Source organism: Plantactinospora sp. KBS50 (assembly GCF_002285795.1).
Classification (GTDB): Bacteria; Actinomycetota; Actinomycetes; order Mycobacteriales; family Micromonosporaceae; genus KBS50.
In genome coordinates, this window is record NZ_CP022961.1 from 2,603,368 (window position 1) to 2,627,917 (window position 24,550).

Annotated in this window: 23 protein-coding genes and 2 pseudogenes; 21 read left to right on the forward strand and 4 right to left on the reverse strand. The window is 75.1% G+C overall.

What is annotated here, in order from left to right; translation table 11 throughout:
* The first annotated feature begins 52 nt into the window (after positions 1-52).
* The 4 genes and pseudogenes from CIK06_RS11585 (at position 53) to CIK06_RS11600 (ending at position 5,059) form a co-directional block, all read left to right on the forward strand.
* Positions 53-2,088, forward strand: a pseudogene (locus CIK06_RS11585) (primosomal protein N').
* Between the two features lie 118 nt (positions 2,089-2,206).
* Entirely contained in the window at positions 2,207-2,767 is a 561-nt protein-coding gene (def, locus tag CIK06_RS11590) for a peptide deformylase (protein WP_095564837.1), read from the forward strand.
* Between the two features lie 4 nt (positions 2,768-2,771).
* Positions 2,772-3,698 (forward strand): methionyl-tRNA formyltransferase, encoded by a 927-nt coding sequence (gene fmt, locus CIK06_RS11595; RefSeq protein WP_095564838.1) that lies wholly within the window; start codon positions 2,772-2,774, stop codon positions 3,696-3,698.
* Positions 3,695-5,059, forward strand: a complete 1,365-nt coding sequence (locus tag CIK06_RS11600; protein WP_095564839.1) for an RsmB/NOP family class I SAM-dependent RNA methyltransferase — start codon at positions 3,695-3,697, stop codon at positions 5,057-5,059. Before fmt ends, CIK06_RS11600 begins: the two co-directional genes overlap by 4 nt.
* 222 nt (positions 5,060-5,281) lie before the next feature.
* On the opposite strand, the gene CIK06_RS11605 is transcribed toward CIK06_RS11600, so the two are convergent.
* Together CIK06_RS11605 and CIK06_RS11610 are read right to left on the reverse strand one after the other, a co-directional pair.
* Complete coding sequence (locus CIK06_RS11605) at positions 5,282-6,166, reverse strand: septum formation family protein (protein ID WP_095564840.1); 885 nt, start codon at positions 6,164-6,166, stop codon at positions 5,282-5,284.
* Positions 6,167-6,338: 172 nt separating this feature from the next.
* The gene (locus CIK06_RS11610) at positions 6,339-7,217 is read right to left on the reverse strand and encodes a septum formation family protein (RefSeq protein ID WP_157756713.1); all 879 of its coding nucleotides are present in this window, start codon (positions 7,215-7,217) and stop codon (positions 6,339-6,341) included.
* A gap of 209 nt (positions 7,218-7,426) precedes the next feature.
* Here CIK06_RS11610 and rpe point away from each other — a divergent pair, with 209 nt between their 5' ends.
* The 16 genes and pseudogenes from rpe to pheT all read left to right on the forward strand — a co-directional run bounded on the left by rpe (position 7,427) and on the right by pheT (position 22,048).
* Positions 7,427-8,101 carry a ribulose-phosphate 3-epimerase gene (gene rpe / locus CIK06_RS11615; protein WP_095564841.1) on the forward strand — a complete coding sequence of 225 codons (675 nt, stop codon included), beginning with the start codon at positions 7,427-7,429 and terminating at the stop codon, positions 8,099-8,101.
* A 28-nt stretch (positions 8,102-8,129) separates the two neighbouring features.
* A complete protein-coding gene (locus tag CIK06_RS11620; RefSeq protein ID WP_095564842.1) occupies positions 8,130-9,089 on the forward strand; it encodes a response regulator in 960 nt (319 codons plus the stop codon).
* A 526-nt stretch (positions 9,090-9,615) separates the two neighbouring features.
* Positions 9,616-10,677 (forward strand): bifunctional diaminohydroxyphosphoribosylaminopyrimidine deaminase/5-amino-6-(5-phosphoribosylamino)uracil reductase RibD, encoded by a 1,062-nt coding sequence (ribD, locus tag CIK06_RS11625; protein WP_095564843.1) that lies wholly within the window; start codon positions 9,616-9,618, stop codon positions 10,675-10,677.
* Positions 10,677-11,287 (forward strand): annotated as a pseudogene (locus tag CIK06_RS11630) (riboflavin synthase). Before ribD ends, CIK06_RS11630 begins: the two are co-directional and overlap by 1 nt.
* Entirely contained in the window at positions 11,287-11,985 is a 699-nt protein-coding gene (gene pnuC, locus CIK06_RS11635) for a nicotinamide riboside transporter PnuC (protein WP_095564844.1), read from the forward strand. Before CIK06_RS11630 ends, pnuC begins: the two are co-directional and overlap by 1 nt.
* Positions 11,982-13,292 (forward strand): bifunctional 3,4-dihydroxy-2-butanone-4-phosphate synthase/GTP cyclohydrolase II, encoded by a 1,311-nt coding sequence (locus CIK06_RS11640; RefSeq protein WP_095564845.1) that lies wholly within the window; start codon positions 11,982-11,984, stop codon positions 13,290-13,292. The genes pnuC and CIK06_RS11640 overlap by 4 nt, the downstream gene beginning before the upstream one ends.
* Before the next feature lie 2 nt (positions 13,293-13,294).
* Positions 13,295-13,795 carry a 6,7-dimethyl-8-ribityllumazine synthase gene (gene ribH, locus CIK06_RS11645; RefSeq protein ID WP_095564846.1) on the forward strand — a complete coding sequence of 167 codons (501 nt, stop codon included), beginning with the start codon at positions 13,295-13,297 and terminating at the stop codon, positions 13,793-13,795.
* A 26-nt stretch (positions 13,796-13,821) separates the two neighbouring features.
* Positions 13,822-14,085, forward strand: coding sequence for a phosphoribosyl-ATP diphosphatase (locus CIK06_RS11650; RefSeq protein ID WP_095564847.1), 264 nt, complete (start codon positions 13,822-13,824; stop codon positions 14,083-14,085).
* A gap of 46 nt (positions 14,086-14,131) precedes the next feature.
* Positions 14,132-14,977, forward strand: a complete 846-nt coding sequence (gene hisG / locus CIK06_RS11655) for an ATP phosphoribosyltransferase (RefSeq protein WP_095564848.1) — start codon at positions 14,132-14,134, stop codon at positions 14,975-14,977.
* Positions 14,978-15,160: 183 nt separating this feature from the next.
* Positions 15,161-15,646, forward strand: a complete 486-nt coding sequence (locus tag CIK06_RS11660) for a PH domain-containing protein (protein ID WP_095564849.1) — start codon at positions 15,161-15,163, stop codon at positions 15,644-15,646.
* 268 nt (positions 15,647-15,914) lie between these two features.
* Entirely contained in the window at positions 15,915-16,577 is a 663-nt protein-coding gene (infC, locus tag CIK06_RS11665; RefSeq protein ID WP_198348312.1) for a translation initiation factor IF-3, read from the forward strand.
* 19 nt (positions 16,578-16,596) lie between these two features.
* The gene (gene rpmI, locus CIK06_RS11670; protein ID WP_095564850.1) at positions 16,597-16,791 is read left to right on the forward strand and encodes a 50S ribosomal protein L35; all 195 of its coding nucleotides are present in this window, start codon (positions 16,597-16,599) and stop codon (positions 16,789-16,791) included.
* A 29-nt stretch (positions 16,792-16,820) separates the two neighbouring features.
* Positions 16,821-17,213, forward strand: coding sequence for a 50S ribosomal protein L20 (gene rplT, locus CIK06_RS11675; RefSeq protein WP_095564851.1), 393 nt, complete (start codon positions 16,821-16,823; stop codon positions 17,211-17,213).
* Positions 17,214-17,314: 101 nt separating this feature from the next.
* A complete protein-coding gene (locus CIK06_RS11680; protein WP_369916208.1) occupies positions 17,315-18,112 on the forward strand; it encodes a TrmH family RNA methyltransferase in 798 nt (265 codons plus the stop codon).
* A 242-nt stretch (positions 18,113-18,354) separates the two neighbouring features.
* Positions 18,355-19,434 carry a phenylalanine--tRNA ligase subunit alpha gene (pheS, locus tag CIK06_RS11685; protein WP_095564852.1) on the forward strand — a complete coding sequence of 360 codons (1,080 nt, stop codon included), beginning with the start codon at positions 18,355-18,357 and terminating at the stop codon, positions 19,432-19,434.
* 34 nt (positions 19,435-19,468) lie between these two features.
* A complete protein-coding gene (pheT, locus tag CIK06_RS11690; protein ID WP_095564853.1) occupies positions 19,469-22,048 on the forward strand; it encodes a phenylalanine--tRNA ligase subunit beta in 2,580 nt (859 codons plus the stop codon).
* 100 nt (positions 22,049-22,148) lie between these two features.
* Here pheT and CIK06_RS11695 read toward each other — a convergent pair whose 3' ends face one another.
* Positions 22,149-22,577, reverse strand: a complete 429-nt coding sequence (locus CIK06_RS11695) for an Rrf2 family transcriptional regulator (RefSeq protein ID WP_095564854.1) — start codon at positions 22,575-22,577, stop codon at positions 22,149-22,151.
* Positions 22,578-22,669: 92 nt separating this feature from the next.
* Between CIK06_RS11695 and CIK06_RS11700 the strand changes: the two genes are divergently transcribed.
* Positions 22,670-23,314 (forward strand): NAD(P)-dependent oxidoreductase, encoded by a 645-nt coding sequence (locus tag CIK06_RS11700; RefSeq protein WP_095564855.1) that lies wholly within the window; start codon positions 22,670-22,672, stop codon positions 23,312-23,314.
* Between the two features lie 58 nt (positions 23,315-23,372).
* Here CIK06_RS11700 and CIK06_RS11705 read toward each other — a convergent pair whose 3' ends face one another.
* Positions 23,373-24,290, reverse strand: coding sequence for a helix-turn-helix transcriptional regulator (locus tag CIK06_RS11705; protein WP_095567747.1), 918 nt, complete (start codon positions 24,288-24,290; stop codon positions 23,373-23,375).
* Between the last annotated feature and the right edge of the window lie 260 nt (positions 24,291-24,550).

Genomic DNA, 24,550 nt, shown 5'->3' on the forward strand with positions numbered 1-24,550 from the left:
TCCGCACGGCGACCGGCAGCCCGCCGAAGGGCTGCCGGTCGCTCGCGTCTGCGTGGACGTGCCGCTGGCCCACCTGGACCGGCCGTTCGACTACCTGGTCCCGGCCGAGCTGGCCGGCGCCGCGGTGCCCGGCACCCGGGTGCGGGTCCGGTTCGCCGGGAAGCTTGTCGACGGCTGGCTGCTGGAGCGCGCCGCCGAGTCGCCGCACGGCGGCCGGCTGGCGTACCTGGACAAGCTGGTCTCCCCGGAGCCGGTGCTGGCCCCCGAGATCGTCCGGCTGGCCCGCGCGGTGGCCGACCGGTACGCCGGCGGCCTGGCCGACGTGCTCCGGCTCGCGGTGCCGCCCCGGCACGCCCGGGTCGAGCGCGAGCCCGCCCCGACCGCGCCCGATGCCACCGCCGCCGATGCCACCGCCGTCGCCGAGACGACCGCCGTCGCCGATGCCACCGCCGTCGCCGAGACGACCGCCGTCGCCGATGCCACCGCCGGCGCCGAGACGACCGCCGGCGAGCACGCTGGCGCCGCACCCGGGACCGTCGCGGACGAGGGCTGGCGGGCGTACCCGGCCGGCCCGGCGTTCCTGGCGGCGCTCGCCGACGGCCGCGCGCCGCGTGCCGTCTGGTCGGCGCTGGCCGGCGAGGACTGGCCGGCCCGGTACGCCGCGGCGCTGGCCGCCGCCGTGCGCTCCGGCCGCGGCGCGGTGGCCGTCGTTCCGGACGCCAGGGATCTGGACCGGCTCGACGCGGCGCTGACCGCGGCGCTCGGCCCCGGCCGGCACGTGGCGCTGACCGCGGCGCTCGGCCCGGCCCGGCGCTACCGGGCGTTCCTGGCCGCCCGCCGCGGCGCGGTGCCCGTGGTGATCGGCACCCGGGCGGCGGCGTTCGCGCCGGTGCACCGGCTGGGTCTGGTGGCCATCTGGGACGACGGCGACGACCTGCACGCCGAACCGCGAGCGCCCTATCCGCACGCCCGGGAGGTGCTGCTGACCCGGGCGCACCATGCGGGCGCGGCGGCGCTGGTCGGCGGGTTCGCCCGCAGCGCCGAGGCGCAACTGCTGGTCGAGACCGGTTGGGCCGTCCAACTCGGACCGGACCGGGCCGGGCTGCGGTCCCGGACCCCCGGGTGGTGCCCACCGGCGACGACCCGCAGTTGGCCCGGGACCCGGCCGCCGAGTCGGCCCGGCTGCCCAGCGTGGCCTGGGAGGCCGCCCGGTCCGCGCTCGCGGCCGGGGCGCCGGTGCTGGTGCAGGTGCCGCGGCGCGGCTACCTGCCCTCGGTCTCCTGCGCCGACTGCCGCGCCCCGGCCCGCTGCGCGCACTGCTCGGGTCCGCTGGCGCTGCGGTCCGCCCGGTCGGTGCCGGCCTGCCGCTGGTGCGGCCGGCCGGACGCCGCGTACGCCTGTCCCCGGTGCGGCGGCCGGCGGCTGCGGGCGGCGGTGACCGGCGCCCGGCGGACCGCCGAGGAACTCGGCCGGGCCTTCCCGGGCACGACCGTGCGGACCTCCGGCCGGGAGGAGGTGCTCGCCGCGGTCCCGGCGGAGCCCGCGCTGGTGGTCGCCACGCCCGGCGCCGAGCCGGTGGCGCCCGGCGGGTACGGCGCGGTGCTGCTGCTGGACGCCTGGGCGCTGCTCACCCGGGCCGACCTGCGGGCCGGCGAGGAGACGCTGCGGCGCTGGATGGCCGCCGCGGCGCTGGCCCGGCCGGCCGGTGCCGGCGGCCGGGTGGTGGTCGTGGCCGACGGGGCGCTCGCCCCGGTGCAGGCGTTGCTGCGCTGGGACGCGCCGTGGTCCGCCGGGCGGGAACTGGCCGAACGGCGGGAGCTGGGCTTCCCGCCGGCGGTCCGGATGGCAAGCGTCACCGGCGCGCCGGCGGCCGTGAACGACCTGTTGGAGCTGGCGCGGCTGCCGGCCGGCACCGAGCAGCTCGGGCCGGTGCCCGCCGGCGACGGGATCGAGCGGATGCTGCTGCGGGTGCCCCGGTCCGGCTCGGCGGAGCTGGCCCGGGCGCTGCACGCCGCCGCCGGCGTGCGGACCGCGCGCAAGGCCGGCCAGCCGGTCCGGATCCAGGTGGATCCGCACGACCTGTTCTGACGGCCGCCGGCCGCCGATCCGGCGGCGCCGGCCGCCCCTGTCCGCGGGCAGCCCGCCGCGGGGCGTCCGTAGACTGGTACGGCACCGTGCGCCAGCCCGCCCGAAGGAGCCTCCTCGCGTGACCGTCCAGCCCATCCGTCTCTTCGGTGATCCGGTGCTGCGGACGCCGGCCGATCCGGTCCGCGACTTCGACGCCGAGCTGCGCAGGCTCGTCGCCGATCTCACCGAGACGATGCGGGAGAGCAACGGCGCCGGCCTGGCCGCGCCGCAGCTCGGCGTGGGACTGCGGGTCTTCGCCTTCGACGTGGACGACGTGCTGGGCCACCTGATCAACCCGGTGCTGGAGTTCCCCGACGAGGACGAGCAGGAGGGCCCGGAGGGCTGCCTGTCCATCCCCGGGCTCTACTTCGACACCAGGCGCCGGCAGAACGTCGTCGCCAAGGGCTTCAACGAGTACGGCGACCCGGTGCAGATCGTCGGCACCGGCCTGATGGCGCGCTGCGTGCAGCACGAGACCGACCACCTGGACGGGGTGCTGTTCGTCGACCGGCTCGACCCCGCCGGCCGCAAGGAGGCGATGCGGGCCATCCGGCAGGCCGACTGGTACGACCGGGAGGCGCCGCCGGTGGTCAAGCTCAGCCCGCACGGGCCGGCCAACCCCTTCGGTCTGGGTCGGTGAGCTGATGCGGCTCGTCTTCGCCGGTACGCCGGCCGTCGCACTGCCTGCCCTGGACGCCATCGCCGGCTCCGGGCACGACCTGCTGGCCGTGGTCACCCGGCCGGACGCCCCGGCCGGCCGCGGCCGCGGGGTACGCCGTTCCCCGGTCGGCGCCTGGGCCGACGAGCGGGGGATCGAGGTGCTCACCCCGGATCGTCCCCAGGACCCGGAGTTCCTCGCCCGGCTCGGCGAGCTGGCGGTCGACTGCGTGCCGGTGGTGGCCTACGGCGCGCTGGTCCCGCCGGCCGCGCTGGAGATCCCCCGGCACGGCTGGGTGAACCTGCACTTCTCGCTGCTGCCGGCCTGGCGGGGCGCGGCGCCCGTGCAGCATGCGGTGCTGCACGGCGACGAGATCACCGGGGCCAGCGTCTTCCAACTGGAACAGGGCCTGGACACCGGCCCGGTGTTCGGCACCCTCACCGACGAGATCCGCGCCACCGACACCGCGGGCGACCTGCTGGACCGGTTGGCCCGGTCCGGGGCCGGCCTGCTGGTGGCGGTGCTGGACGCGATCGAGGCGGGCACGGCCCGCGCGCGTCCGCAGCCGCCGGACGGGGTGTCGACGGCGCCGAAGCTGACCGTCGAGGACGCCCGGGTGCCGTGGTCCGACCCGGCCTTCGCGATCGACCGCCGCATCCGGGCCTGCACCCCGGCACCGGGCGCCTGGAGCACCTTCCGCGACGAACGGGTCAAGCTCGGGCCGGTGACCCTGGTGGCCAACGGGCCGCAGTTGGCCCCCGGTGCGCTGCTGGCGGAGCGGGGTCGGGTGCTGGTCGGCACCGCGACCACGCCGGTCGCGCTGGGCGAGGTGCGGGCCGCGGGCAAGCGCGCCATGCCGGCCGCCGACTGGGCCCGGGGCGTGCGGGTCGGCTCCGGCGAGGCGCTGGCATGAGCGTGGACGCGGCGCGGCGCTCCGCGTACGACGCCGTCGCCTCGGTGCACCGGGACGACGCCTTCGCCAACCTGGTGCTGCCGGCCATCCTGCGCGAGCGCGGGCTGCACGGCCGGGACGCGGCGTTCGCCACCGAACTGACCTACGGCACGCTGCGCGCGCTCGGCACCCTGGACGCCGTGCTGGCCGCGGCCGCCGGCCGGGAGGTCGAGCGGATCGACCCGCCGGCCCGGGACGCGCTGCGGCTCGGGGCGTACCAGTTGCTGCACACCCGGGTGCCGGCGCACGCGGCGGTGTCCGAGACGGTGGATCTGGTCCGCGCCGTGGCGCCGGGGGCCGCCGGGTTCGCCAACGCGGTGCTGCGCCGGGTCGCCGAGCGGGACCTGGAGTCCTGGATCAGCGAGCTGGCGCCGGCGGCCGAGTCGGACCCGGTGGGGCACCTGTCGGTGGCCTACAGCCACCCCGCGTGGATCGTCCGGGCGTTCCTGGACGCGCTCGACGGGGACATCGGCGAGACCACCCGGTTGCTGATCGAGGACAACGAGCGGCCGCCGGTGCACCTGGCGGCCCGGCCGGGCCGCGCCGACGCGGTCGCGCTGGCCGACGAGACGGGCGGGCTGCCGGGCGCCTTCTCGCCGTACGCGGTCTATCTGCTGGGCGGTGCGCCGGGCGAACTGCCGGCGGTGACCCAGGGCCGGGCGCACGTGCAGGACGAGGGTTCGCAGCTGGTCGCCGCCGCGTTGCTGGCGGCCCCGCTGGACGGCCCGGACACGCGCTGGCTGGACCTGTGCGCCGGGCCGGGCGGCAAGGCCGGGCTGCTCGGCGCGCTCGCCGCGCAGCGCGGTGCCAGGGTGACCGCGGTCGAGGTGGCCGAGCACCGGGCCCGGCTGGTCGAGCAGGCGGTGCGCGGGCTGCCGGTGTCGGTGCACGCGGTCGACGGGCGGACCGTGGGGTCCGACCCGGACCTGCCCGAGGGGGGCTTCGACCGGGTGCTGGTCGACGCGCCGTGCACCGGGCTCGGCTCGCTGCGCCGCCGCCCGGAGGCGCGGTGGCGGCGGCAGCCGACGGACCTGCCGCCGCTGACCCGGCTGCAACGCGAACTGCTCGGCGCCGCGCTGCGCGCGGTCCGCCCGGGTGGCGTGGTCGGCTACGTCACCTGCTCCCCGCACGTGGTGGAGACGCACGTGACGGTCACCGAGTCGGCGCGCCGCTCCGGAATCCCTGTCGACTTCGTCGACGCGCGACCGTTGCTGCCGGCCAACATGCCGGGGCTGGGGGACGGCCCGACGGTGCAGCTCTGGCCGCACCGGCACGGCACGGACGCGATGTTCCTGGCGGTGCTGCGCCGGGACGCGGGCTGACCGTTCCCGGCCCGCCCGCCGTTCGACTGTGGTGCTGTGCCGGGGGCGGGCTGACCGCCCTCGGCCCGCCCGCCGTTCGACTGTGGTGCTGTGCCGGAGGCGGCCCGCCCGCCCCCGGCCCGCCCGCCGTTCGACTGTGGTGCTGTGCCGGAGGCGGCCCGCCCGTCCCCGGCCCGCCCGTCCGCGGCCCGCCCGCCGTTCGATCCGGTGGGCCGCTTGTGGTCAGCGCGGCAGCCCGGCGGAGCCGGCGCCGCGCAGTGACCGGCTCAGTTTCTGGTTGGTGAGCAGGAAGCACAGCACGCCGCGGTCACCGTCGCGCCAGTCCAGGCCGCTGGGCGGCCTCCAGGCCAGCCCGATCCGGCGGGCCACCTCCGGTGCCGGTGCGTCGGCGAACCGTGCGATGACGTCCCGGCACCGGGTCCGTACCCGGTCGGGGTCCTCGGACATGGTGCTGCGCGGCTCGCCCGCCGGTGCGGTGTAGACGCCGGCGAACTCCACGTCGTGCGGCGCCGTGCAGGACGCCGCGACCAGCGAGGTCAGCCGCGATCCGGAGCGTTCGCTGCGGAAGCAGGTGTGCGCCAGCGGCGAGCCGGGGCGCAGCGCCCCGGCGAAGCTGCCCTCCCGGGGCCGCGGGATGCCGCTGTCGCTGCCCAGCCGGTAGGTCTCGTAGAGGTCGCAGCGGAACCAGCGGGCCCCCTTCGACCAGGCGTCCCGGGACGGCAGCAGCACGTCCATGTTCAACCGGCCGCCGTGCCAGTCGCCGCCGAGCAGCGCGCTGGCCGCCCGGTCGCACCGGGCGCGGGTGTCGCGCAGCACGGCCGAACCCGGTGCCGGCGGCGCCGCGGCGGTGACGTCCGGACCACGCAGGGTGCCCGCGAGCACCGTCTCGGTGTCGTGCGGCTGTCCGCAGTCGACCCGGCGTTCCTCCGCGACGCCCGCGTCGCCGCGTTCCGGGTGGCAGGCGCCGGCCGTGGGGACGAAGGGCAGCGCCGCGGGTACCGCCGGCCAGTCGTCGGTGAGGTCGCGGTCCACTCCGGCCGGTGCCCGGCAGGCGGTGCAGACCAGCACCGCAAGGACGGCCAGCGCCGCCGCCCGACAGCGCCGCATCGCGTACCTCCCGCCCCGGAGCCGGTCCGGTGCAGGAGCATACGGTACGCCGGGCCGGCCCGCCGCGATCCGGCCGCGCAGGTCGCTGCGCGTGACCGGGGCGGTTCGCCCGGTGTGCCGGCCGGACTGGTCGGTGTGCCGGTCGGTCCGCTCGGTGTGCCGGTCGGTCCGCTCAGGACACCGGCAGCAGGCTCGGGCCGCCGCCCTTGGCCGAGCGGGTCAGGTCGCGGTCGTTCATCCACAGGAAGCACTGCACCCCGCGGTCGCCGCCGGCCCAGGCGGTCGCGTCGGGGTGGTAGTAGATCGAGCCGACCCGCACGCCGATCACGTCGTCGTCGGGGATTCCGGCGAACCGGGCCACCAGGCTCATGCAGGCGCGATGGGTGCCGGTGTCGTTGCGCCGGAACGCCTCGAAGGTCGCCTCGGTGGCCCGGTACACGCCCACGAACTCGGCCCGGTGCGGCTGGTCGCACCCGACCGGGTCCATGAAGTTGATGTCATTGTTGATCATCTTGGGCTGGAAGCACCGGTGGGCCAGCGGCGCCGCGCCGGTGAGCGCCCCGCGCAGGCTGCTGGTCCGGGCCACCGCCGTGTCGTCGTCGAGGCTGCGCGTCTCGGACAGGTCGCAGCGGTACCAGCGGGCGCCGACGCCCCAGGCCGCCGCCTTGGGCAGGATCAGCGTGAGCACCAGGCGCCCGGTGCGCCAGTCCGCGCCGAGCAGCCGGGCGGCGTCGCGGTCGCAGGCGTCGTGCGCGGCCAGGACGGCGGCCGAGCCGGCCGCCGGCGGGGCCGGCGCTTCCGCGACGGCGCCGGTGAACGCGGCCACCCGGACGGTCTCGGCCCGGTGCTCCTGGTCGCAGCCGATCGGCTGGTAGGTGGCCACCGAGGTTTCGCCGGCCCGCACGTGGCAGGTGCCGGACGCGGGCGTCCAGACGGTGGGTCGGCCGACGGGGGCCCAGTCGTCGGTGAGGTCGGCGTCCAGCCCGGTGGGCCGGTTGCAGGCACCGAGGGTGACGGCGACGGCCAGCGCCAACGCCGTTGCCCTGCCCAACCTCCGTGGCACCCTGCTCGCCCTCCCGCGGACCTCGATGGCGGAGCCGCCGATGCTACTAGCCGGTCGGCCGGCCGCGGGGGCGGCGGCCCAGCGCCGCCCGGCCGCCGAGCCGTAAGCGTCGCACAGCCGTCCGCGTCGCCGCCGCGCAGTGGGATCCGTGCGGCCTGGGTGCACCGGTGGATGGACGGCGTTCGTAGACTGGCGCGGTGGGCACACCGATCGTTGCACCAAGCATCCTCGCCGCCGACTTCGCCCGGCTGGCCGACGAGGTCAGGGCCGTCGAGTCGAGCGCGGACTGGCTGCATGTCGACGTGATGGACAACCATTTCGTGCCCAACCTCACCATCGGGCTTCCGGTGGTGCAGAGCCTGCTGGCGGTCTCGTCGTTGCCGTTCGACGTGCACCTGATGATCACCGATCCGCGACGCTGGGCGCCCGCGTACGCCGACGCCGGCGCGTACAACGTGACCTTCCACGCCGAGGCGTGCGACGCGCCGGTGGCGCTGGCCAAGGAGTTGCGCTCGGCCGGGGCGAAGGCGGGGCTGGCGATCGACCGGGACACCCCGATCGAGCCGTACCTCGACCTGCTGCCCAGCTTCGACACGCTGCTGATCATGACGATCAAGGCGGGCTTCGGCGGCCAACGGTTCCTGCCGGAGATGCTGGACAAGGTCCGCACCGCCCGCCGGCACGCCGCCAGCGGCCATCTGGAGCTGCGGATCGAGGTGGACGGCGGGATCGCGGCGGACACCATCGAACAGGCGGCGGCGGCCGGCGCGGACGCGTTCGTGGCCGGCACCGCCGTGTACGGCGCGGCGGATCCCGCGGCGGCCGTGACCGAACTGCGCCGGCTGGCGGCGCGGGCGAGCGTGACGGCCTGAGGGCCGGGGAGTCGACGGTGAGGTTGCGGTGAGCGCGGATCCGCCGGAGCGGCCGGACGTCATCCTGGTGGTCGACGACGACGAGGACATCGCCCGGTTCGTCGCGTTCAACCTGCGGCTGCACGGGTTCGACGTGATCCACGCGCACGACGGGCAGGACGCGCTGGAGGTCATCGAGCGGCAGCGGCCCGACCTGGCCGTGGTGGACCTGATGATGCCCCGGATGGACGGCGTCGAGCTGACCCGCCGGCTGCGGGCGGACCCGATGACCGCGGTGCTGCCGGTGATCATGCTGACCGCGCGGGGGATGACTCAGGACAAGGTCGTGGGACTGACCACCGGAGCGGACGACTACCTGGTCAAGCCCTTCGACACGGCCGAACTGGTGGCCCGGGTGATCTCCACGCTGCGGCGCAACAAGGAGTTCCGCGAGGTGTCCCCGCTGACCGGCCTGCCGGGCAACAGCCGGATCCGGCGGGAGATCACCGACCGGGTGCGCGGCGGCGTCGACTACGCCGTCGGGTACGTGGACATCGACCGCTTCAAGAGCGTCAACGACCGGTACGGCTTCGTGCGGGGCGACGAGTTCATCAGCGCGCTGGCCCGCAGCATGCACCGCGCCGTGGTGTCGGTGTCGCTGCCGCCGGCGTTCCTGGGCCACGTCGGCGGCGACGACTTCGTCTTCGTCTGCGCTCCCGAGCAGGTCCGCCCGCTGACCGAGCGGGCCGTGGTGGACTTCGAGAAGGCCGCCGACGAACTGTACGACGAGTCCGACCGGGAGCGCGGGTACGTCGAGCTGAAGGACCGGCGGGGGCACTGGCAGCGGGCCGCGCTGGTGACCCTCTCCATCGGCGTGGCGCTGTCCAACCAGAGCCGGCGGATCACCGACCCGCTCGAGGCGATCGCCGTGGCCTCGGACATGAAGACCGTCGCCAAGGGCCAGCCGGGGTCGTACGTGGCCGTGGACCGGCGCCGCGGCACGAGCTGAGCCGGCGCCGGCTTGCGGGTCGCCCATCCGGTTTGTCCGATCAGCGGGGCGCGGCCGCAGGTCCGGCCCGGTCGGTGCCGGGCAGCGCCGGTCCAGACCGGGTCGAGGATCCCTCGGGCAGCTGTGAGGTGGGTCGCTGTGGTGGCGCGCAGCCGGCCGCAGCGTGTAAGACTTTCTTCCGTACCCACCACGCGCTGGCGGGACTCGGTGTAATTCCGAACCGGCGGTGATCCGCGGCTGCGGCCACGGTAAGCCCGCGACCCGGTCGGCTTCGGCCGCCCGGTGGACCCGGTGAGACTCTGGGGCCGACGGTTGGGAGCGGGCATGCCCGCGCCCAGACAGTCCGGATGGGAGACAGCGCGCGGGACGGAGGGTCTCCGGGTCGTGCGCTGCGCGCCGCCCGGCCGGCCCCCGGGGTCGGCTCCGCCGTCCCCGGCACCCGGGGTCGGCCGTGCCGACCGCCGGATCTCCGCCGCCGCCTGTTTCCGCCCCGCCCGCGCACCCGGCGAGCGGAAGCGAGGGCGGCATGCGCAGCGGAGCGATCGACGACGCGATGCGCCGCGCGATCGTGCTGGCCGCCCGCGGACTCGGCACCACCAGCCCCAACCCGGTCGTGGGCTGCGTCCTGCTCGACTCCGCGGGTCAACTGGTCGGCGAGGGCTTCCACGCGTACGCCGGCGGTCCGCACGCCGAGATCGTGGCGCTGGCGCAGGCCGGCGACCGCGCCCGCGGCGGCACCGCCGTGGTCACCCTGGAGCCGTGCGACCACACCGGCCGCACCGGGCCGTGCACCGGCGCGCTGATCCGGGCCGGGGTGGCCCGGGTGGTCGTCGCCGTGCCGGACCCCGATCCGGTGGCCGGCGGGGGCGCCGACACGCTGCGCGCGGCCGGCATCGAGGTCGAGTTCGGGCCGGCGGCGGCCGAGGCCGAGGCCGGCAACATCGCCTGGCTCACCGCCGTACGGCGCGGCCGGCCCTACCTGACCTGGAAGTACGCCGCCACCCTGGACGGCCGCTCGGCGGCGTCCGACGGCACCAGCATGTGGATCACCTCGGAGCGCGCCCGGATGGACGTGCACGCGCTGCGCGCCGCCAGCGACGCGGTGATCGTGGGCGTCGGCACGGTGCTGGCCGACGATCCGCGGCTGACCGTCCGCAACCTGCGGGACGGTTCGCTGGCGATCCGCCAGCCGCTGCGGGTGGTGGTCGACAGCGAGGGGCGTACCCCGGCCGGCGCGCGGGTCCGCGACGCCGCGGCCGCGACGTGGATCGCGACCACGGCGCAGGTCGGCGCCGGCCCGGACGGCCGGGTCGACCTGCACCGGCTGCTGGCGCAGTTGTACCGGCGCGGCATCCGGTCGGCGCTGCTGGAGGGCGGCCCGGAACTGGCCGGCGGGTTCCTGCGCGTCGGCCTGGTGGACCGGGTCGTCGGCTACCTGGCGCCGCGGCTGCTGGGCGCCGGCACGGCCGCGCTCGGCGACGCCGGCGTGCACACCCTGGCCGACGCGGTCGACCTGGAGATCACCCACGTCGAGCGGGTCGACGTCGACCTACGGATCACCGCGGTGCTCCGGCAGAGGGGGAAGTGATGTTCACCGGCATCGTCGAGGAACTCGGCACGATCGTGCGGGTGGCGGACACCGGCGAGGACTCCGCGCTGGTCGCGGTGCGCGGCCCGGTGGTCACCGCGGACGCGCGGCACGGCGACTCGATCGCGGTCAACGGCGTCTGCCTGACCGTGGTGGGGGTGGACGGGGACGTCTTCACCGCCGACGTGATGGGGAGACGCTGCGCCGTACCGCGCTGCGCGCGCTGGCGGCGGGCGACCGGGTGAACCTGGAACGGGCCGCCACCCTCGGCAGCCGGCTGGGCGGACACCTGGTGCAGGGGCACGTGGACGGCGTCGGCACCGTGCTGGACCGGACACCGGCCCAGCAGTGGGAGACCGTCCGGTTCACCGTGCCGGCCGGGCTGGCCCGCTACCTGGCGGAAAAGGGCTCGATCACCGTCGACGGCGTCTCGCTCACCGTGGTGGCGGTCGGTCCCGACTGGTTCTCGGTGGGGCTGATCCCCACCACGCTGGAGCTGACCACGCTCGGCTCGCGGGCCGCCGGTGACCCGGTGAACCTCGAGGTCGACGTGATCGCCAAGTATGTCGAGCGACTGCTGAACGAGCGGTCCGACGGCGGGGAGGCATGATGGGATTCCTCGGCTGGCTGCTGGATGCCCGGCTGGAGATCGCCGGTTCGACGGTGCTCTGGCGGGAGGTGGTCGGCAACGTGTTCGGCCTGGCCTCGGCGCTGCTGGGGATGCGCCGCCGGGTCTGGGCGTGGCCGGTCGGCATGATCGGAAACGGTCTGCTGTTCACCGTCTTCCTGGGCGGCGCCTTCGCCACGCCGTACCAGGTCGACCTGTACGGCCAGGCGGGCCGGCAGGTGTTCTTCTTCGCCGTGAGCCTGTACGGCTGGTGGCGGTGGAACCGGATCCGCCGGCTGCACGCCGCACCGGACGGCGCGCCCGTGGCGCCGCGCTGGGCGACCGGCCGGGAGCGCCTGCTGCTGCTCGCGGCAGCCGGGGTGGCGATGGCCGTGTTCTATCCGACGCTGCGTGCGCTGGGCTCCTGGGGCCCGTTGGCGGACGCCTGGATCCTCACCGGCAGCCTGCTGGCGACGTACGGGATGGCCCGCGGCTACGTCGAGTTCTGGTTGATCTGGATCGCGGTCGACGCGGTCGGCCTGCCGCTGCTGCTGGCCGGCGGCTTCTACCCGTCCGCCGCCATGTACGCCGGGTACGGCCTGTTCTGCGTGGCCGGGCTGGTGAGCTGGTGGCGCACCTCCCGGGCGCTGCGCCTGGCACCGGGCGGCGACCGGTCCCGGTACGCGGAGGCGGTCGCATGAGCGGGCGCGGCGGGCAGGTCCCCGCGGAGGCCGGGTCGGGTGCGGAGGCCGGGTCGGGTGCGGAGTTCGGCTCGGGTGCGGAGTTCGGCTCGGTCGAGCAGGCGGTCGCCGAGATCGCGGCCGGCCGCCCGGTGGTGGTGGTCGACGACGCGGACCGGGAGAACGAGGGCGACATCGTCTTCGCGGCCGAACTGGCCACGCCGGAACTTGTCGCGTTCACCATGATCGAGTGCCGGGGACTGCTCTGCGTGCCGATGGAGGGCGCCGCGCTGGACCGGCTGCACCTGGGCGACATGGTGACGCACAACACCGAGCGGCACGGCACCGCGTTCAGCGTCTCGGTCGACGCCCGCTCGGGAGTCAGCACCGGGATCAGCGCGGCCGACCGGGCGCACACGATCGCCCTGCTCGCCGCCGGCGGCACCCGCCCGGACGACCTGGCCCGGCCGGGCCACGTGTTTCCGCTGCGGGCCCGACCGGGCGGGGTGCTGCGCCGCCCCGGGCACACCGAGGCGGCCGTCGACCTGGCCCGGATGGCCGGGCTGACCCCGGCGGGGGTGATCTGCGAGATCGCCAACGACGACGGGAGCATGGCCCGGCTGCCGGAACTCACGGCCTTCGCCCGCAAGCACGGGCTGGTGCTGATCACGATCGCCGACCTGATCGCCTACCGGCGGCGCACCGAGAAGCAGGTGGAGCGGGTGGCCGAGGCCCGGCTGCCGACCCGGCACGGCCTGTTCCGGGCGATCGGGTACCGTGCCGCGTACGACCCGGCGGAACACATCGCCCTGGTGCACGGCGAGCTGGGCGACGGCCGCGACGTGCTGGTCCGGGTGCACTCGGAGTGCCTGACCGGGGACGTGCTCGGCTCGCTGCGCTGCGACTGCGGCCCGCAGTTGGACGCGGCCCTGACCCGGGTGGCCGAGGAGGGCCGGGGCGTGGTGCTCTACGTCCGCGGCCACGAGGGGCGCGGGATCGGCCTGCTGCACAAGCTCCAGGCGTACCAGCTCCAGGATCTCGGCCGGGACACCGTGGACGCCAACCTCGACCTGGGGCTGCCCGCGGACGCCCGCGACTACGGCACCGGCGCGCAGATCCTGTACGACCTCGGGGTGCGCTCGATGCGGCTGCTGACCAACAACCCGGCCAAGCGGGCCGGGCTGGAGGGATACGGGCTGACGATCACCGGTCGCGAGTCGCTGCCGGTCCGGCCGCATCCGGAGAACGTGCGGTACCTGCGTACCAAGCGGGACCGGATGGGGCATCTGCTGGGCGAGTTGGACGACACGAGCGAGGGGCGGGGATAGCGATGGCGGGTTTCGGGGAACCGGCCGCCGAACCGGTGGACGCCACCGGCCTGGTGGTCGGGGTGGTGGCCGCGCGCTGGCACGGCGAGCTGACCGATCACATGGTGGAGCGCGCGGTCGCCGCGGCCCGGGCGTGCGACGCGCAGGACGTGGTGGTGGCCCGGGTGGCCGGCTCGGTGGAGCTGCCGGTGGTGGCGCAGGCGCTGGCCCGCCGCTGTGACGTGGTGGTGGCGCTGGGTGTGGTGGTCCGCGGCTCGACCGCCCACTTCGACCTGGTCTGCCGTTCGGTGACCGACGGGCTGACCCGGCTGGCGCTGGACACCGGCAAGCCGGTGGCGCACGGCGTGCTGACCGTCGACTCCCTCGACCAGGCCCGGGACCGGGCCGGACTGCCCGGCTCGGCCGAGGACAAGGGCTGGGCGGCGACGGTGGCCGCGCTGGACTCGGCGGTCACGCTGCGCCGCCTCGCCGACGCGGCCCGCCCGGTCGGTTTCGGCCGCTGATTCGCAGGCTGCGAGAATCATCGCCCGTGAAGACGTTCGAGGAGCTGTTCGTCGAGCTGGAGAGCAAGGTGGCCACCCGCGCTCCCGGCTCGGCGACCGTGGCCGCGGTGGACCGCGGCGTGCACGCCATCGGCAAGAAGGTCGTCGAGGAGGCGGCCGAGTCGTGGATGGCCGCCGAGCATGAGGGGCCGGAGCGCGCCGCCGAGGAGATCTCGCAACTGCTCTATCAGGCCCAGGTGCTGATGCTGGCCACCGGCCTGCGACTGGAGGACGTCTACCGACATCTGTGAGTGCCCCGCCCGTCCCCCACCGACGACAAGCAAGGAGCACCCGACGATGTTGCGTATCGCCGTACCGAACAAGGGAACCCTCGCCGAGCCCGCCGCGAAGATGCTGCGCGAGGCCGGCTACCAGCAGCGCACCGACAGCAAGGACCTGGTCTGCCGCGACAGCGGCAACGGGGTCGAGTTCTTCTACCTGCGTCCCCGGGACATCGCCACCTACGTCGGCTCCGGCGATCTCGATCTCGGCATCACCGGCCGGGACCTGCTGGTCGACGCGGGCTGCTCGGCCGAGGAGATCCTCGACCTGAACTTCGGCTCGGCGACCTTCCGGTTCGCCGCCCGGCCCGAGGCGCTCTCCTCGATCAGCGAACTGGACGGCCGGCGGGTGGCCACCGCGTACCCGGGGGTGGTCCAGCGCTACCTGGCCGAGCACCAGATCAAGGCCGAGGTGATCCGGCTGGACGGCGCGGTGGAGAACGCGGTCCGGCTCGGCGTCGCCGACGTGATCGCCGACGTGGTGGAGACCGGCGCCACGCTGCGCCAGGCCGGGCTGGTGGTGGTGGGCGAGCCGATCCTGCGCTCGACCGCGGTGCTGGTCCGCCGGCTCGGCGCGCCGGCCAACCCGCAGGTGGACCAGCTCGACCGCCGGCTGCACGGGGTCCTGGTGGCCCGCCGGTACGTCATGCTGGCCTACGACGTGCGGGCCGACCTGCTGGAGCGGGCCAGCGCGCTGACCCCCGGGATCGAGTCGCCGACCATCTCGCCGCTGCACCGGGAGGGCTGGGTCGCCGTGCAGGCCATGGTGCTGAGCGAGGAGATCCACCGGGTGATGGACGAGCTGTACGACCTGGGCGCGCGGGCGATCCTGGTCACGAACATCCACGCCTGCCGGCTCTGACACCGCTCCGGCGGGTCGTGGCGGCTATACCTGAGGGTCATAGATATGACCCTCAGGTATAGCCGGCAAAAGTCTTCTCGCTTCCAGCGAGGTCACCGTGTGTGACGACCTGGCCGACCTGGCTGACCTGGCCCATACGGGTGGGCGCCGGGGCGCCCGTCGCCGGGTGGCAGACTGGGGTGCGTGAGCGAACCCGACGTTGTCCGACTGCGTCCGCTGCGTGCCCGGCTGGTCTGCTGGATCTCGGCCGCCGCGGTGCTGATCGTGTTCACCGCGGTGGCGACCTCGCTGCACGGCAGCACCGGCGAGGGCCGGGCGACCTTCCAGCGGGGCGATCAGCTCGCCATGGTGGGGCTCGGGGTGCTGGCGGCGCTGGGCATCCTGCTGTTCACCCGGCCCCGGGTCGAGGCCGACGACCGCGGGGTGCGGGTGCGCAACATCATCGGCGCGTACGACCTGCCCTGGGATGTGGTCAAGGCCGTGCGGTTCGGTCGTGGCTCGCCGTGGGCCAGCCTGGAGCTGTACGACGACGAGTCGGTGCAGTTGCTCGCCGTGCAGGCCGCGGACAAGGAGCGGGCGGTGGCCGGGGTCCGGGAGCTGCGTCGCCTGCACGAGCGGCACGCCGCGCCGGCGACGGGCGGTTCGCACCCCGGTCGTCCGGCCTGCTAGTATTGCCAGGTCGACCATGCTGTCGCCTGCCCAACTGCCCCTGGTGGCGTCCGGGCGGGTTCCCGCCTCGGCGGGCAGCACCGAAGCGGAGCGCCTGCTCCCACCCCGTCACCGTCGCGGTGGCCGGGTCCGGTCAACCGGCCGCGGGGCCATGGGTCCCGGGTGCCGGTGGCGCGATCCGTCGCGCCGGACCGGTCGAGCGGGCCCCGGCATGCGCCGGGGCCTTCTGCTTTCCGGGCCGGCTCCCACCGGGAGCCGCCGGGGTCGCATCCTGGCGAGTACGACATTAGGAGGCCCCATCAGCGTCGAACCACGCGTCAACGATCAGATCCGGGCACGAGAGGTCCGTCTGGTCGGTCCCGAGGGTGAGCAGGTGGGCATCGTCCCGCTGGAGCGCGCCCTGCAGCTGGCCGCGGACGTCGACCTGGACCTGGTCGAGGTGGCGCCGATGGCGCGTCCGCCGGTGTGCAAGCTCATGGACTTCGGCAAGTTCAAGTACGAGAGCGCACTCAAGGCGCGCGAGGCGCGGCGCAACCAGCAGCAGACCGTCATCAAGGAAATGAAGCTCCGGCCGAAGATCGACCCGCACGACTACGAGACCAAGAAGGGTCACGTGGTCCGGTTCCTCAAGGCGGGCGACAAGGTCAAGGTGACGATCATGTTCCGGGGTCGCGAGCAGAGCCGCCCGGAGCTGGGCTACCGGCTCCTGCGCCGGCTCGAATCGGAGATCTCGGATCTCGGGTACGTCGAGGCCGCGCCCAAGCAGGACGGCCGTAACATGATCATGGTTTTGGCTCCGCATCGGGCCACCAAGGCCGCCGCGTCGGCGGCCCGGGCCGGCGGCGGGCGGGAGCGTGAGGCGGGCGTCGCCGAGGCGCCCCCGGCCGAAGCAGCCGAAGCGGCCGAACCCGCCGGCAGGACCGGCGAGTAACAGGGGAGAGACGTTCCACATGCCGAAGATGAAGAGCCACACGGGTGCGGGCAAGCGGGTTCGGGTCACCGGGCGCGGCAAGCTCGTGGCCCAGCAGTCCGGGCTGCGGCACAACCTGGAGAAGAAGCCCTCCACCCGGACCCGCCGGTTGACCGGCACGGTCGAGGTGGCCAAGGCTGACGTCAAGCGAATCAAGAAGCTGCTGGGCCGCTGACGCGCGCCACCTGACACGAAGGAGTTGAGATGGCACGCGTCAAGCGGGCTGTGAACGCCCAGAAGAAGCGCCGTACCCTGCTGGAGACCGCGAGTGGTTACCGCGGCCAGCGCTCCCGGCTGTACCGCAAGGCCAAGGAGCAGGTGCTGCACTCGATGCAGTACTCCTACCGGGACCGTCGCGACCGCAAGGGCGACTTCCGGCAGTTGTGGATCACCCGGATCAACGCGGGCGCCCGAGCCAACGGGATGACCTACAACCGGCTGATCCAGGGCCTCCGGCTGGCCGGGGTGGAGGTTGACCGCAAGATCCTCGCCGATCTCGCCGTCAACGACGCCACCGCGTTCGCCGCGATCGTCGAGGTCGCTCGCGCCGCCGTGGCGGCCGAGGGGACCGGCGGCGCTTCGGCCCAGGCCGCCTGATCCGCTCGGTACGCCCTCCCCGGCCCGCGGCCGGGGAGGGCGCGTCGCTGTTGGCGCACCTGGAGGGCCGGCAGTCGGGCACCGACTGCGGACGGGAGCCGCTGTTGTTCACGCCACGCACCCCGCGGGTGGTGGCCGCCCGCCGGCTGCACCGGCGCCGGGACCGGGAGACCACCGGCCGGTTCCTGGCCGAGGGGCCGCAGGCGGTCCGGGAGGCGTTGACCCGGCCCGGCGTACTCACCGAACTGTTCGGCACCCCGGCGGCGCTGGACCGGTACGCCGCCCTGGCCGCCGCGGCCACGCAGGCCGGCGTACCCGTCTCGGCGGTGACCGACGAGGCGCTGGCGGCGCTGGCCGAGACCGTCGCCCCGCAGGGTCTGGTGGCGGTCTGCGCGCGCCTGGACGTCCCGCTGGCCGCCGCCCTGGCCGGGCCACCCCGGCTGGTGGCCGTGCTGGCCGGAATCCGCGACCCGGGCAACGCCGGCACGGTGCTGCGTACCGCGGACGCCGCCGGCGCCGCGGCGGTGGTCTTCGCGGGCGAGGCGGTCGATCCGTACAACGGCAAGTGTGTGCGGGCCTCGGCCGGCAGCCTGTTCCACCTCGACGTGGTCCGGGCCGGCGACCCCGCCGCGGTGCTGGCCGCGGCCCGCGGCGCCGGGCTGCGGGTGCTGGCCGCCACGGGGTACGGCGACACCGACCTGGACGACCTCGCCGACGCCGGTGCGCTGGCGGCGCCGACGGCCTGGCTGTTCGGCTCGGAGGCGCACGGCCTGCCGGCCGACCTCGCCGCCGCGGCCGACGCGCGGGTCCGGGTGCCGCTGCACGGGCGGGCCGAGAGCCTGAACCTTGCTGCGGCGGCGGCCGTCTGCCTGTACGCTTCCGCGAGAGCACAGCGGTAGCCGGCGCCCCGGATGGCGGGCGCGGCGGCCGCGGACGACGGTTCGAGTCGAGAGGAAGCCCCGGTGATGATGGACGCGTCACGGCGTTCGTTTAGCCGGCCCGCCGGTTCCGGCGGGCGGTGGGGCTGACCCGACTCCTCCTCCACGCCTCCCACCGGCGGGCAGCGGCCGCGCCGCGCGTCCGTAGACTCGCTTCGCCGCCCGTCGAGGCGGCGACCGCCGTGAGGGAGTGCCCGTACGCCATGACCTATCGCAACGACCCGTACGACCCGAAGCAGGCCGCGCTGCTCGACCCGGCGGCCCTGGCCGCCGCGGTGCGGGACGCCCGGGCGGCCTTCGCCGCCGCCGCGAACCCGGACGAGCTGACCGCGCTGCGCCACCAGTATCTCGGCGACCGGGCTCCCGTGTCGCTGGCCCGCCGCGAGATCGGCACGCTGCCGCCGGCCGCCAAGGCCGATGCCGGCAAGCGGGTCAACGAGGCCCGCCGCGAGATCGAGGCGGACTTCGCCGACCGGCGGGCCGAACTGGACCGCGCCGAGGCTGAGCGGGTGCTGGTGGCCGAGCGGGTGGACGTCACACTGCCCTACGACCGCCGGCCGCCCGGCGCCCGGCACCCGCTGACCGTGCTGATGGACCAGATGGCCGACCTCTTCGTGGGGATGGGGTACGAGATCGCCGAGGGCCCCGAGGTCGAGCTGGAGTGGGCGAACTTCGACGCCCTCAACATCCCGCCGGACCACCCGGCGCGCGGCCTGATGGACACCTTCCACATCGCCGGCAGGGACGGCGCCGCCGACGCCGGCCTGGTGCTGCGTACGCACACCTCGTCGGTGCAGGTGCGCACGATGCTCACCCGGCAGCCGCCGATCTACATCGTCTGCCCGGGCCGGGTCTACCGCACCGACGAGCTGGACGCCACGCACAGCCCGGTGTTCCACCAGATCGAGGGGCTGGTGGTGGATCGCGGCATCACGATGGCCCACCTGCGCGGCACGCTGGAGCACTTCGCCCGCACGATGTTCGGCGCGGCGGCCCGGGTGCGCTGGCGGCCGCACTACTTCCCGTTCACCGAGCCCTCGGCCGAGTTCGACGTGTGGTTCCCGGAGCACCGCGACGGCCCGCGCTGGGTCGAGTGGGGCGGCTGCGGCATGGTGAACCCCCGGGTGCTGCGGGCCTGCGGGATCGACCCGGAGGTGCACTCGGGCTTCGCCTTCGGCATGGGCGTCGACCGGACTCTCATGCTGCGGCACGGGATCAGCGAGATCCGGGATCTCTTCGAGGGCGACGTGCGGTTCAGCCGCGCCCTCGGGGCCGAGTCCTGACGGCCGGCGGACAACGGAGACTGGTGGAGAACTGATGCGCGTTTCACTGTCCTGGCTGCGCGAGTACGTCGACCTTCCGGCCGAGCTGGGCACCGCCGAACTGGACGCCGCCCTGGTCGGCCTCGGCCTGGAGCCGGAGTCCATCGTGGACCTGCGGGAGACCGTGGCCGGTCCTCTGGTGGTGGGCGAGGTACGTCAGATCGAGGAACTGACCGGCTTCAAGAAGCCGATCCGGTTCTGCCTGGTGGACGTCGGCGGCGCCAACGGCACCGGCGAACCGCAGGAGATCGTCTGCGGGGCGCGGAACTTCGCGGTGGGCGACCGGGTGGTGGTCGTGCTGCCCGGCGCCGTGCTGCCCGGTGGGTTCGCCATCGGCGCCCGCAAGACGTACGGGCGCAACTCCAACGGCATGATCTGCTCGGCCCGCGAGCTGGGCCTGGGGGAGGACCACACGGGCATCGTGGTGCTGCCGGCCGAGGCCCCGGGCAAGCCCGGCGACGACGCCCGCCCGCTGGTCGGGCTGGACGACGTGGTGATCGAGGTCGAGGTCAGCCCGGACCGGGGGTACGCGCTGTCCGTGCGGGGCATCGCCCGCGAGCTGTCGCACGCCTTCGACGTGCCGTTCCGGGACCCCGGGCTGGTGCCGGCGCCGGGCGCCACCGCGCAACCGGCGTACCCGATCGAGGTGCGTGACCCGGTGGGCTGCGACCGGTTCGCCGCCCGGCTGGTCCGCGGCGTCGACCCGGCCGCGCCCACCCCGGACTGGATGGCCCGCCGGCTCACCGCGGCCGGCATCCGCACCATCTCGCTGCCGGTGGACATCACCAACTACCTGATGGTGGAGCTGGGCCAGCCGATGCACGCGTTCGACGTGGACCGGCTCGCCGGCGCGCTGGTGGTCCGCCGGGCGGTCACCGGGGAGCGGATCACCACGCTGGACGGCGTGGACCGCGCGCTGGACCCGGAGGACCTGGTGATCTGCGACGCCGGGCTGCCGGACGGGATCGCCGGCGCCGGCGCCGGGGTGCCGGTCTCGCTGGCCGCCGTGATGGGCGGCGAGACCTCCGAGGTCGTGCCGAGCACCACCGACGTGCTCTTCGAGGCCGCCCACTGGGACCCGGTCACGGTGTCCCGCACCGCCCGCCGGCACCGGCTGTTCAGCGAGGCCGCGAAGCGGTGGGAACGCGGCGTCGACCCGGCGCTGCCGCTGGTCGCCGTGGACCGGGCGGTCGCGCTGCTCACGACGTACGGGGGTGGCACGGCCGAGCCGGGCATCACCGACCTGAACCAGGTGCGCCCGCGTACCCCGATCAGCCTGGACGCCGGGCTGCCGGGCCGGCGGGTCGGGGTGGACTACCCGCCGGCCCGGGTGGTGGCGCTGCTGGAGCGGGTCGGCTGCCAGGTGGCGGCCGGCGCCGACCGGCTGGCCGAGGACCCGGGCTCGGTCACCATGGCCGCCGGGGACGGTACGGCGCTCGCGGTCACCCCGCCGAGCTGGCGGCCCGACCTCACCGACCCGGTCGACCTGGTCGAGGAGGTGGTCCGGCTCGACGGGTACGACAAGGTGCCCGGGGTGCTTCCGCCGGCGCCGCCGGGCCGCGGGCTGACCGCCGCGCAGCGCCGCCGCCGGGCCGTCGGCCGGGCGCTGACCGGCAGCGGATACGTCGAGGTGGTGCCCTGGCCGTTCGTGGCGCCGGAGCTGGCCGACCAGCTCGGCCTGGCCGCGGACGACCCGCGACGGCCCGCGGTCCGGCTGGCCAACCCACTCGCCGACACCGCGCCGCTGCTGCGGACCTCGCTGCTGGGTCCGCTGCTGGCCGCGCTGCGCCGCAATCTCGGCCGAGGGCACCGGGACCTGGCCCTGTACGAGATCGGCCCGGTCTTCCTGCCCCGCCCGGACGCCGGCCCGCCGCCGGCCATGGGGGTGCGGCAGCGGCCCAGCGCCGACGAGTTCGCCGCCGCCGACGCGGTGGTGCCGGCGCAGCCCCGGCACGTGGCCGTGGTGCTGGCCGGTGAGATCGAGCCGGCCGGCTGGTGGGGGGCGGGCCGCCCGGCCGGCTGGGCCGACGCCGTACAGGCCGGCCGGCTCGTGCTGGAGGCCGCCGGCATCCCGGCCGGGCGGGTCACCGTCCGGGCCGGCGAGCAGGTGCCGTGGCACCCGGGCCGCTGCGCGCAGCTGCTGGTCGACGACCGGGTGGTCGGGTACGCGGGCGAGCTGCACCCGGCCGTGCTGGCCACCATGGAGCTGCCCCGGCGTACCAGCGCCCTGGAGCTGGACCTGGACGCGGTGCCGCCGGCGCCGGTGCGTACCGCGCCGCGGATCTCCGGCTACCCGCCGGCGCTCATCGACGTGGCGCTGGTGGTGGCGGACACGGTGGCCGCGGCCGACCTGGAACGGGCCCTCATCGAGGGCGCGGGGGAGCTGCTGGAATCGATCCGGCTGTTCGACGTGTACGCCTCGGAGCAGCTCGGCGCGGGCCGCCGGTCGCTGGCGTACAAGCTCACGTTCCGCGCGCCGGACCGGACGCTGACCGCCGAGGAGGCGGTGGCCGCCCGGGACGCCGCGGTGGCCGAGGCGACCCGGCGGCACGGCGCGACCCTGCGCGGCGCCTGAGGGCCGGCCCGCCGAGCCCGGCCGGGCTCGGCGGGCCGGTTCGGGTCCGCATGATTCGGTTCGGGTCCGCACGGCTCGGCTCGGGTCCGTACCGTTCGGCTCAGGTCCGCACCGCCAGGCCGGCCACCACGTCGGCGATGCTGACCGCGCCCAGCTCCTCCAGCAGCAGCGCCAACGCGCGGCGGTCCAGCCGGCGCAGGGTGACTTCCAGGTGCGATCCGATCGGGCATCTGCCGTCCGGCGCGTGGACGGCCAGCAGCGGATCCTCCCCGTTGACCGCCAGCCAGACCTGGGCCAGGTCGATCCGCGCCGGGGGGTGGGCCAGCCACCAGCCGCCGCGGGCGCCCTGCTGGGAGCAGACCAGGCCGGCGGTGCGCAGCCGGCCGAGGATGCGGCGTACGTGGGCCGGATTGGTGGCCGGCCCCGCCGCCAGGGTGACCGAATCCAGCATCTGCCCCGGCTCGGCCTGGGCCAGCAGGCTCAGCAGATGCACCGCCACCGAGAACTGGGAGTTCGTCGGAGTAGCCACTCCGCCAGGGTAGCAACTGTAACTATGGCTGATACAGTTTGAGCTAGCCGTAACTACCGTAGTTACAGTTACCGTTCTCCGGAGGTTTCCCCGTGTCGACAATCGCGATCATCGGCGGCACCGGCTACGCCGGCGGCCACATCGCCGCCGAGGCCCTCAGCCGTGGCCACCGGGTCATCTCGGTCAGCCGCAACGCCCCGGCCGAGCCCGTCGCCGGTGTCGAGGTGCGCACCGGCTCGATCGAGGACGAGGCCCTCATCGGCCGGCTGTTCGCGGACGCCGACGTGGTCGTCATCGCGATCCACGGCGCGGCCGACGACAAGCCCTACCTGATCAACTTCGTCCCCCGGCTGCTCGCCCTGGCCGCCGAACACGACACCCGGCTCGGCGTGGTCGGCGGTGCCGGCAGCCTGCTGTCGGCCCCGGACGGGCCGCTCGTGATCGACCTGCCCCAGTTCCCCGCCGAGTTCAAGATCGAGGCCAGCTCACACGCCCGGGTGCTCGCGGCGATGCGGGCCGCCGACACGGAGGCGGACTGGTTCTACGTCAGCCCCGCCGCCTACTTCGGCGCGAACGCCCCGGGCGAGCGCACCGGCGGCTATCGCACCGGTGACGATGTCCTGGTCACCGACGCCGAGGGCAACTCGGCGATCGGCGGCGCGGACTTCGCGATCGCCTTCGTCGACGAGATCGACAAGCCGGTCCACCGGCGTACCCGGTTCACCGTCGCCTACTGACACCGACCCCGGACGCGGGCGGGCTGGAGCGGCGGAGGCGGCCGCTGCACCCGCCCGGTCAGACCCAGCCGCGCAGCGCGGCCTCCGCGCCGGCCTGGAAGCGGCTCTCCGCGTCGAGCCGCTTCATCAGCTCGGACACGGTACGGCGTACCGTCCGCTCGGAGAGGCCCAGTTGCCGGCCGATGGCCTCGTCGGTGCGTCCCCGGCGGAGCAGCCGCAACACGGCGGTCGCCTGGCTGCTCAGCTCGTCACCGTCGCCGGCCGGGCAGGTGTCCAGCGGCCGGCCGCTCTCCCACATCATGTCGAACAGCAGGCACAGCGCGGCGACCATGCCGTTGCCACGGATCTCCAGCGCCCCCCGCCCGGAACTGGGCTCGATCGGCAGGAGGGCGAACCGCTGGTCGATGAGGGTCATCCGGATGGGCGCCTCGGGCACCACCCGGCTCTCCTCCCCGTACCCGGCCATCGACTCGGCGTAGGCGCGGGAGGCGGCGTCGCGCAGCACGCTCTCCTGGTAGATGTGCCGGATCGTGACCCCCCGGGACAGGGCCGTGCGGCTCAGCACCGTGCCGGACTCGATGGCCGCCGCCGGCATCGCCTTGGCGGTCAGCGTCATGAAGCTCTCCGAGGCGGTGTTGACGTGCTCGGCCAGCCGGTCCTGGACGACGTCGAGACCCTCCAGCCGGACCACCTCCTCGCGTTCGCGGGTGGTGTCCCGGCTGGCGGCGCGGGCCAGGATGGTGGCCCGGGTCGCCTGGATCTCCGCCTGCTGGGCGAGCATCCGCTGCTCGGCCTGGTCCAGCAGCGAGATCAGGCCGATCTGCGGGCTGACCGCGTGCAGGAATCCGGGGCGGCTGCGGGAGGGCAGGATGAGCGCCCGGTCGGCCAGCGCGGCCAGCGCGTCGTGCACGGCCGTCTCGGTGATGTCGAGGCTCGCGACGAGTTCGTCGATGTCCCAGCTCGGGTGGTCCAGCATGGCCCAGTAGACGGCTTCGGCGGTCGCCGACACCCCCAGCCGTTCGAGCACGCTGCCCTCCACATTGGTCGATCTCTTGATCACATTAATTGAATTCGACATCGACGCAAGGCCCTGGTTTCCGCCTCACAGGGCCACAAGACGCTGGTCACCCGCGGTGTGGATCGGGCGTCCGGGGGCAAACGGTCACCCGTGCGCTGAAACGGGTTTGCCGGAACGCATCGGCACTATTCGGCTGAGAAATCCACCCTCCGGCCGTG

What these genes read in the sequence shown, in the direction of transcription:
- fmt (WP_095564838.1), top strand. Translation starts at nt 2,772, where the DNA reads ATGCGGCTCGTCTTCGCCGGTACGCCGGCCGTCGCACTGCCTGCCCTG.
- CIK06_RS11600 (WP_095564839.1), top strand. Translation starts at nt 3,695, where the DNA reads ATGAGCGTGGACGCGGCGCGGCGCTCCGCGTACGACGCCGTCGCCTCG.
- CIK06_RS11605 (WP_095564840.1), bottom strand. Translation starts at nt 6,166, where the DNA reads ATGCGGCGCTGTCGGGCGGCGGCGCTGGCCGTCCTTGCGGTGCTGGTC.
- ribD (WP_095564843.1), top strand. Translation starts at nt 9,616, where the DNA reads ATGCGCAGCGGAGCGATCGACGACGCGATGCGCCGCGCGATCGTGCTG.
- pnuC (WP_095564844.1), top strand. Translation starts at nt 11,287, where the DNA reads ATGGGATTCCTCGGCTGGCTGCTGGATGCCCGGCTGGAGATCGCCGGT.
- CIK06_RS11640 (WP_095564845.1), top strand. Translation starts at nt 11,982, where the DNA reads ATGAGCGGGCGCGGCGGGCAGGTCCCCGCGGAGGCCGGGTCGGGTGCG.
- ribH (WP_095564846.1), top strand. Translation starts at nt 13,295, where the DNA reads ATGGCGGGTTTCGGGGAACCGGCCGCCGAACCGGTGGACGCCACCGGC.
- hisG (WP_095564848.1), top strand. Translation starts at nt 14,132, where the DNA reads ATGTTGCGTATCGCCGTACCGAACAAGGGAACCCTCGCCGAGCCCGCC.
- rpmI (WP_095564850.1), top strand. Translation starts at nt 16,597, where the DNA reads ATGCCGAAGATGAAGAGCCACACGGGTGCGGGCAAGCGGGTTCGGGTC.
- rplT (WP_095564851.1), top strand. Translation starts at nt 16,821, where the DNA reads ATGGCACGCGTCAAGCGGGCTGTGAACGCCCAGAAGAAGCGCCGTACC.
- pheS (WP_095564852.1), top strand. Translation starts at nt 18,355, where the DNA reads ATGACCTATCGCAACGACCCGTACGACCCGAAGCAGGCCGCGCTGCTC.
- pheT (WP_095564853.1), top strand. Translation starts at nt 19,469, where the DNA reads ATGCGCGTTTCACTGTCCTGGCTGCGCGAGTACGTCGACCTTCCGGCC.
- CIK06_RS11705 (WP_095567747.1), bottom strand. Translation starts at nt 24,290, where the DNA reads ATGCTGGACCACCCGAGCTGGGACATCGACGAACTCGTCGCGAGCCTC.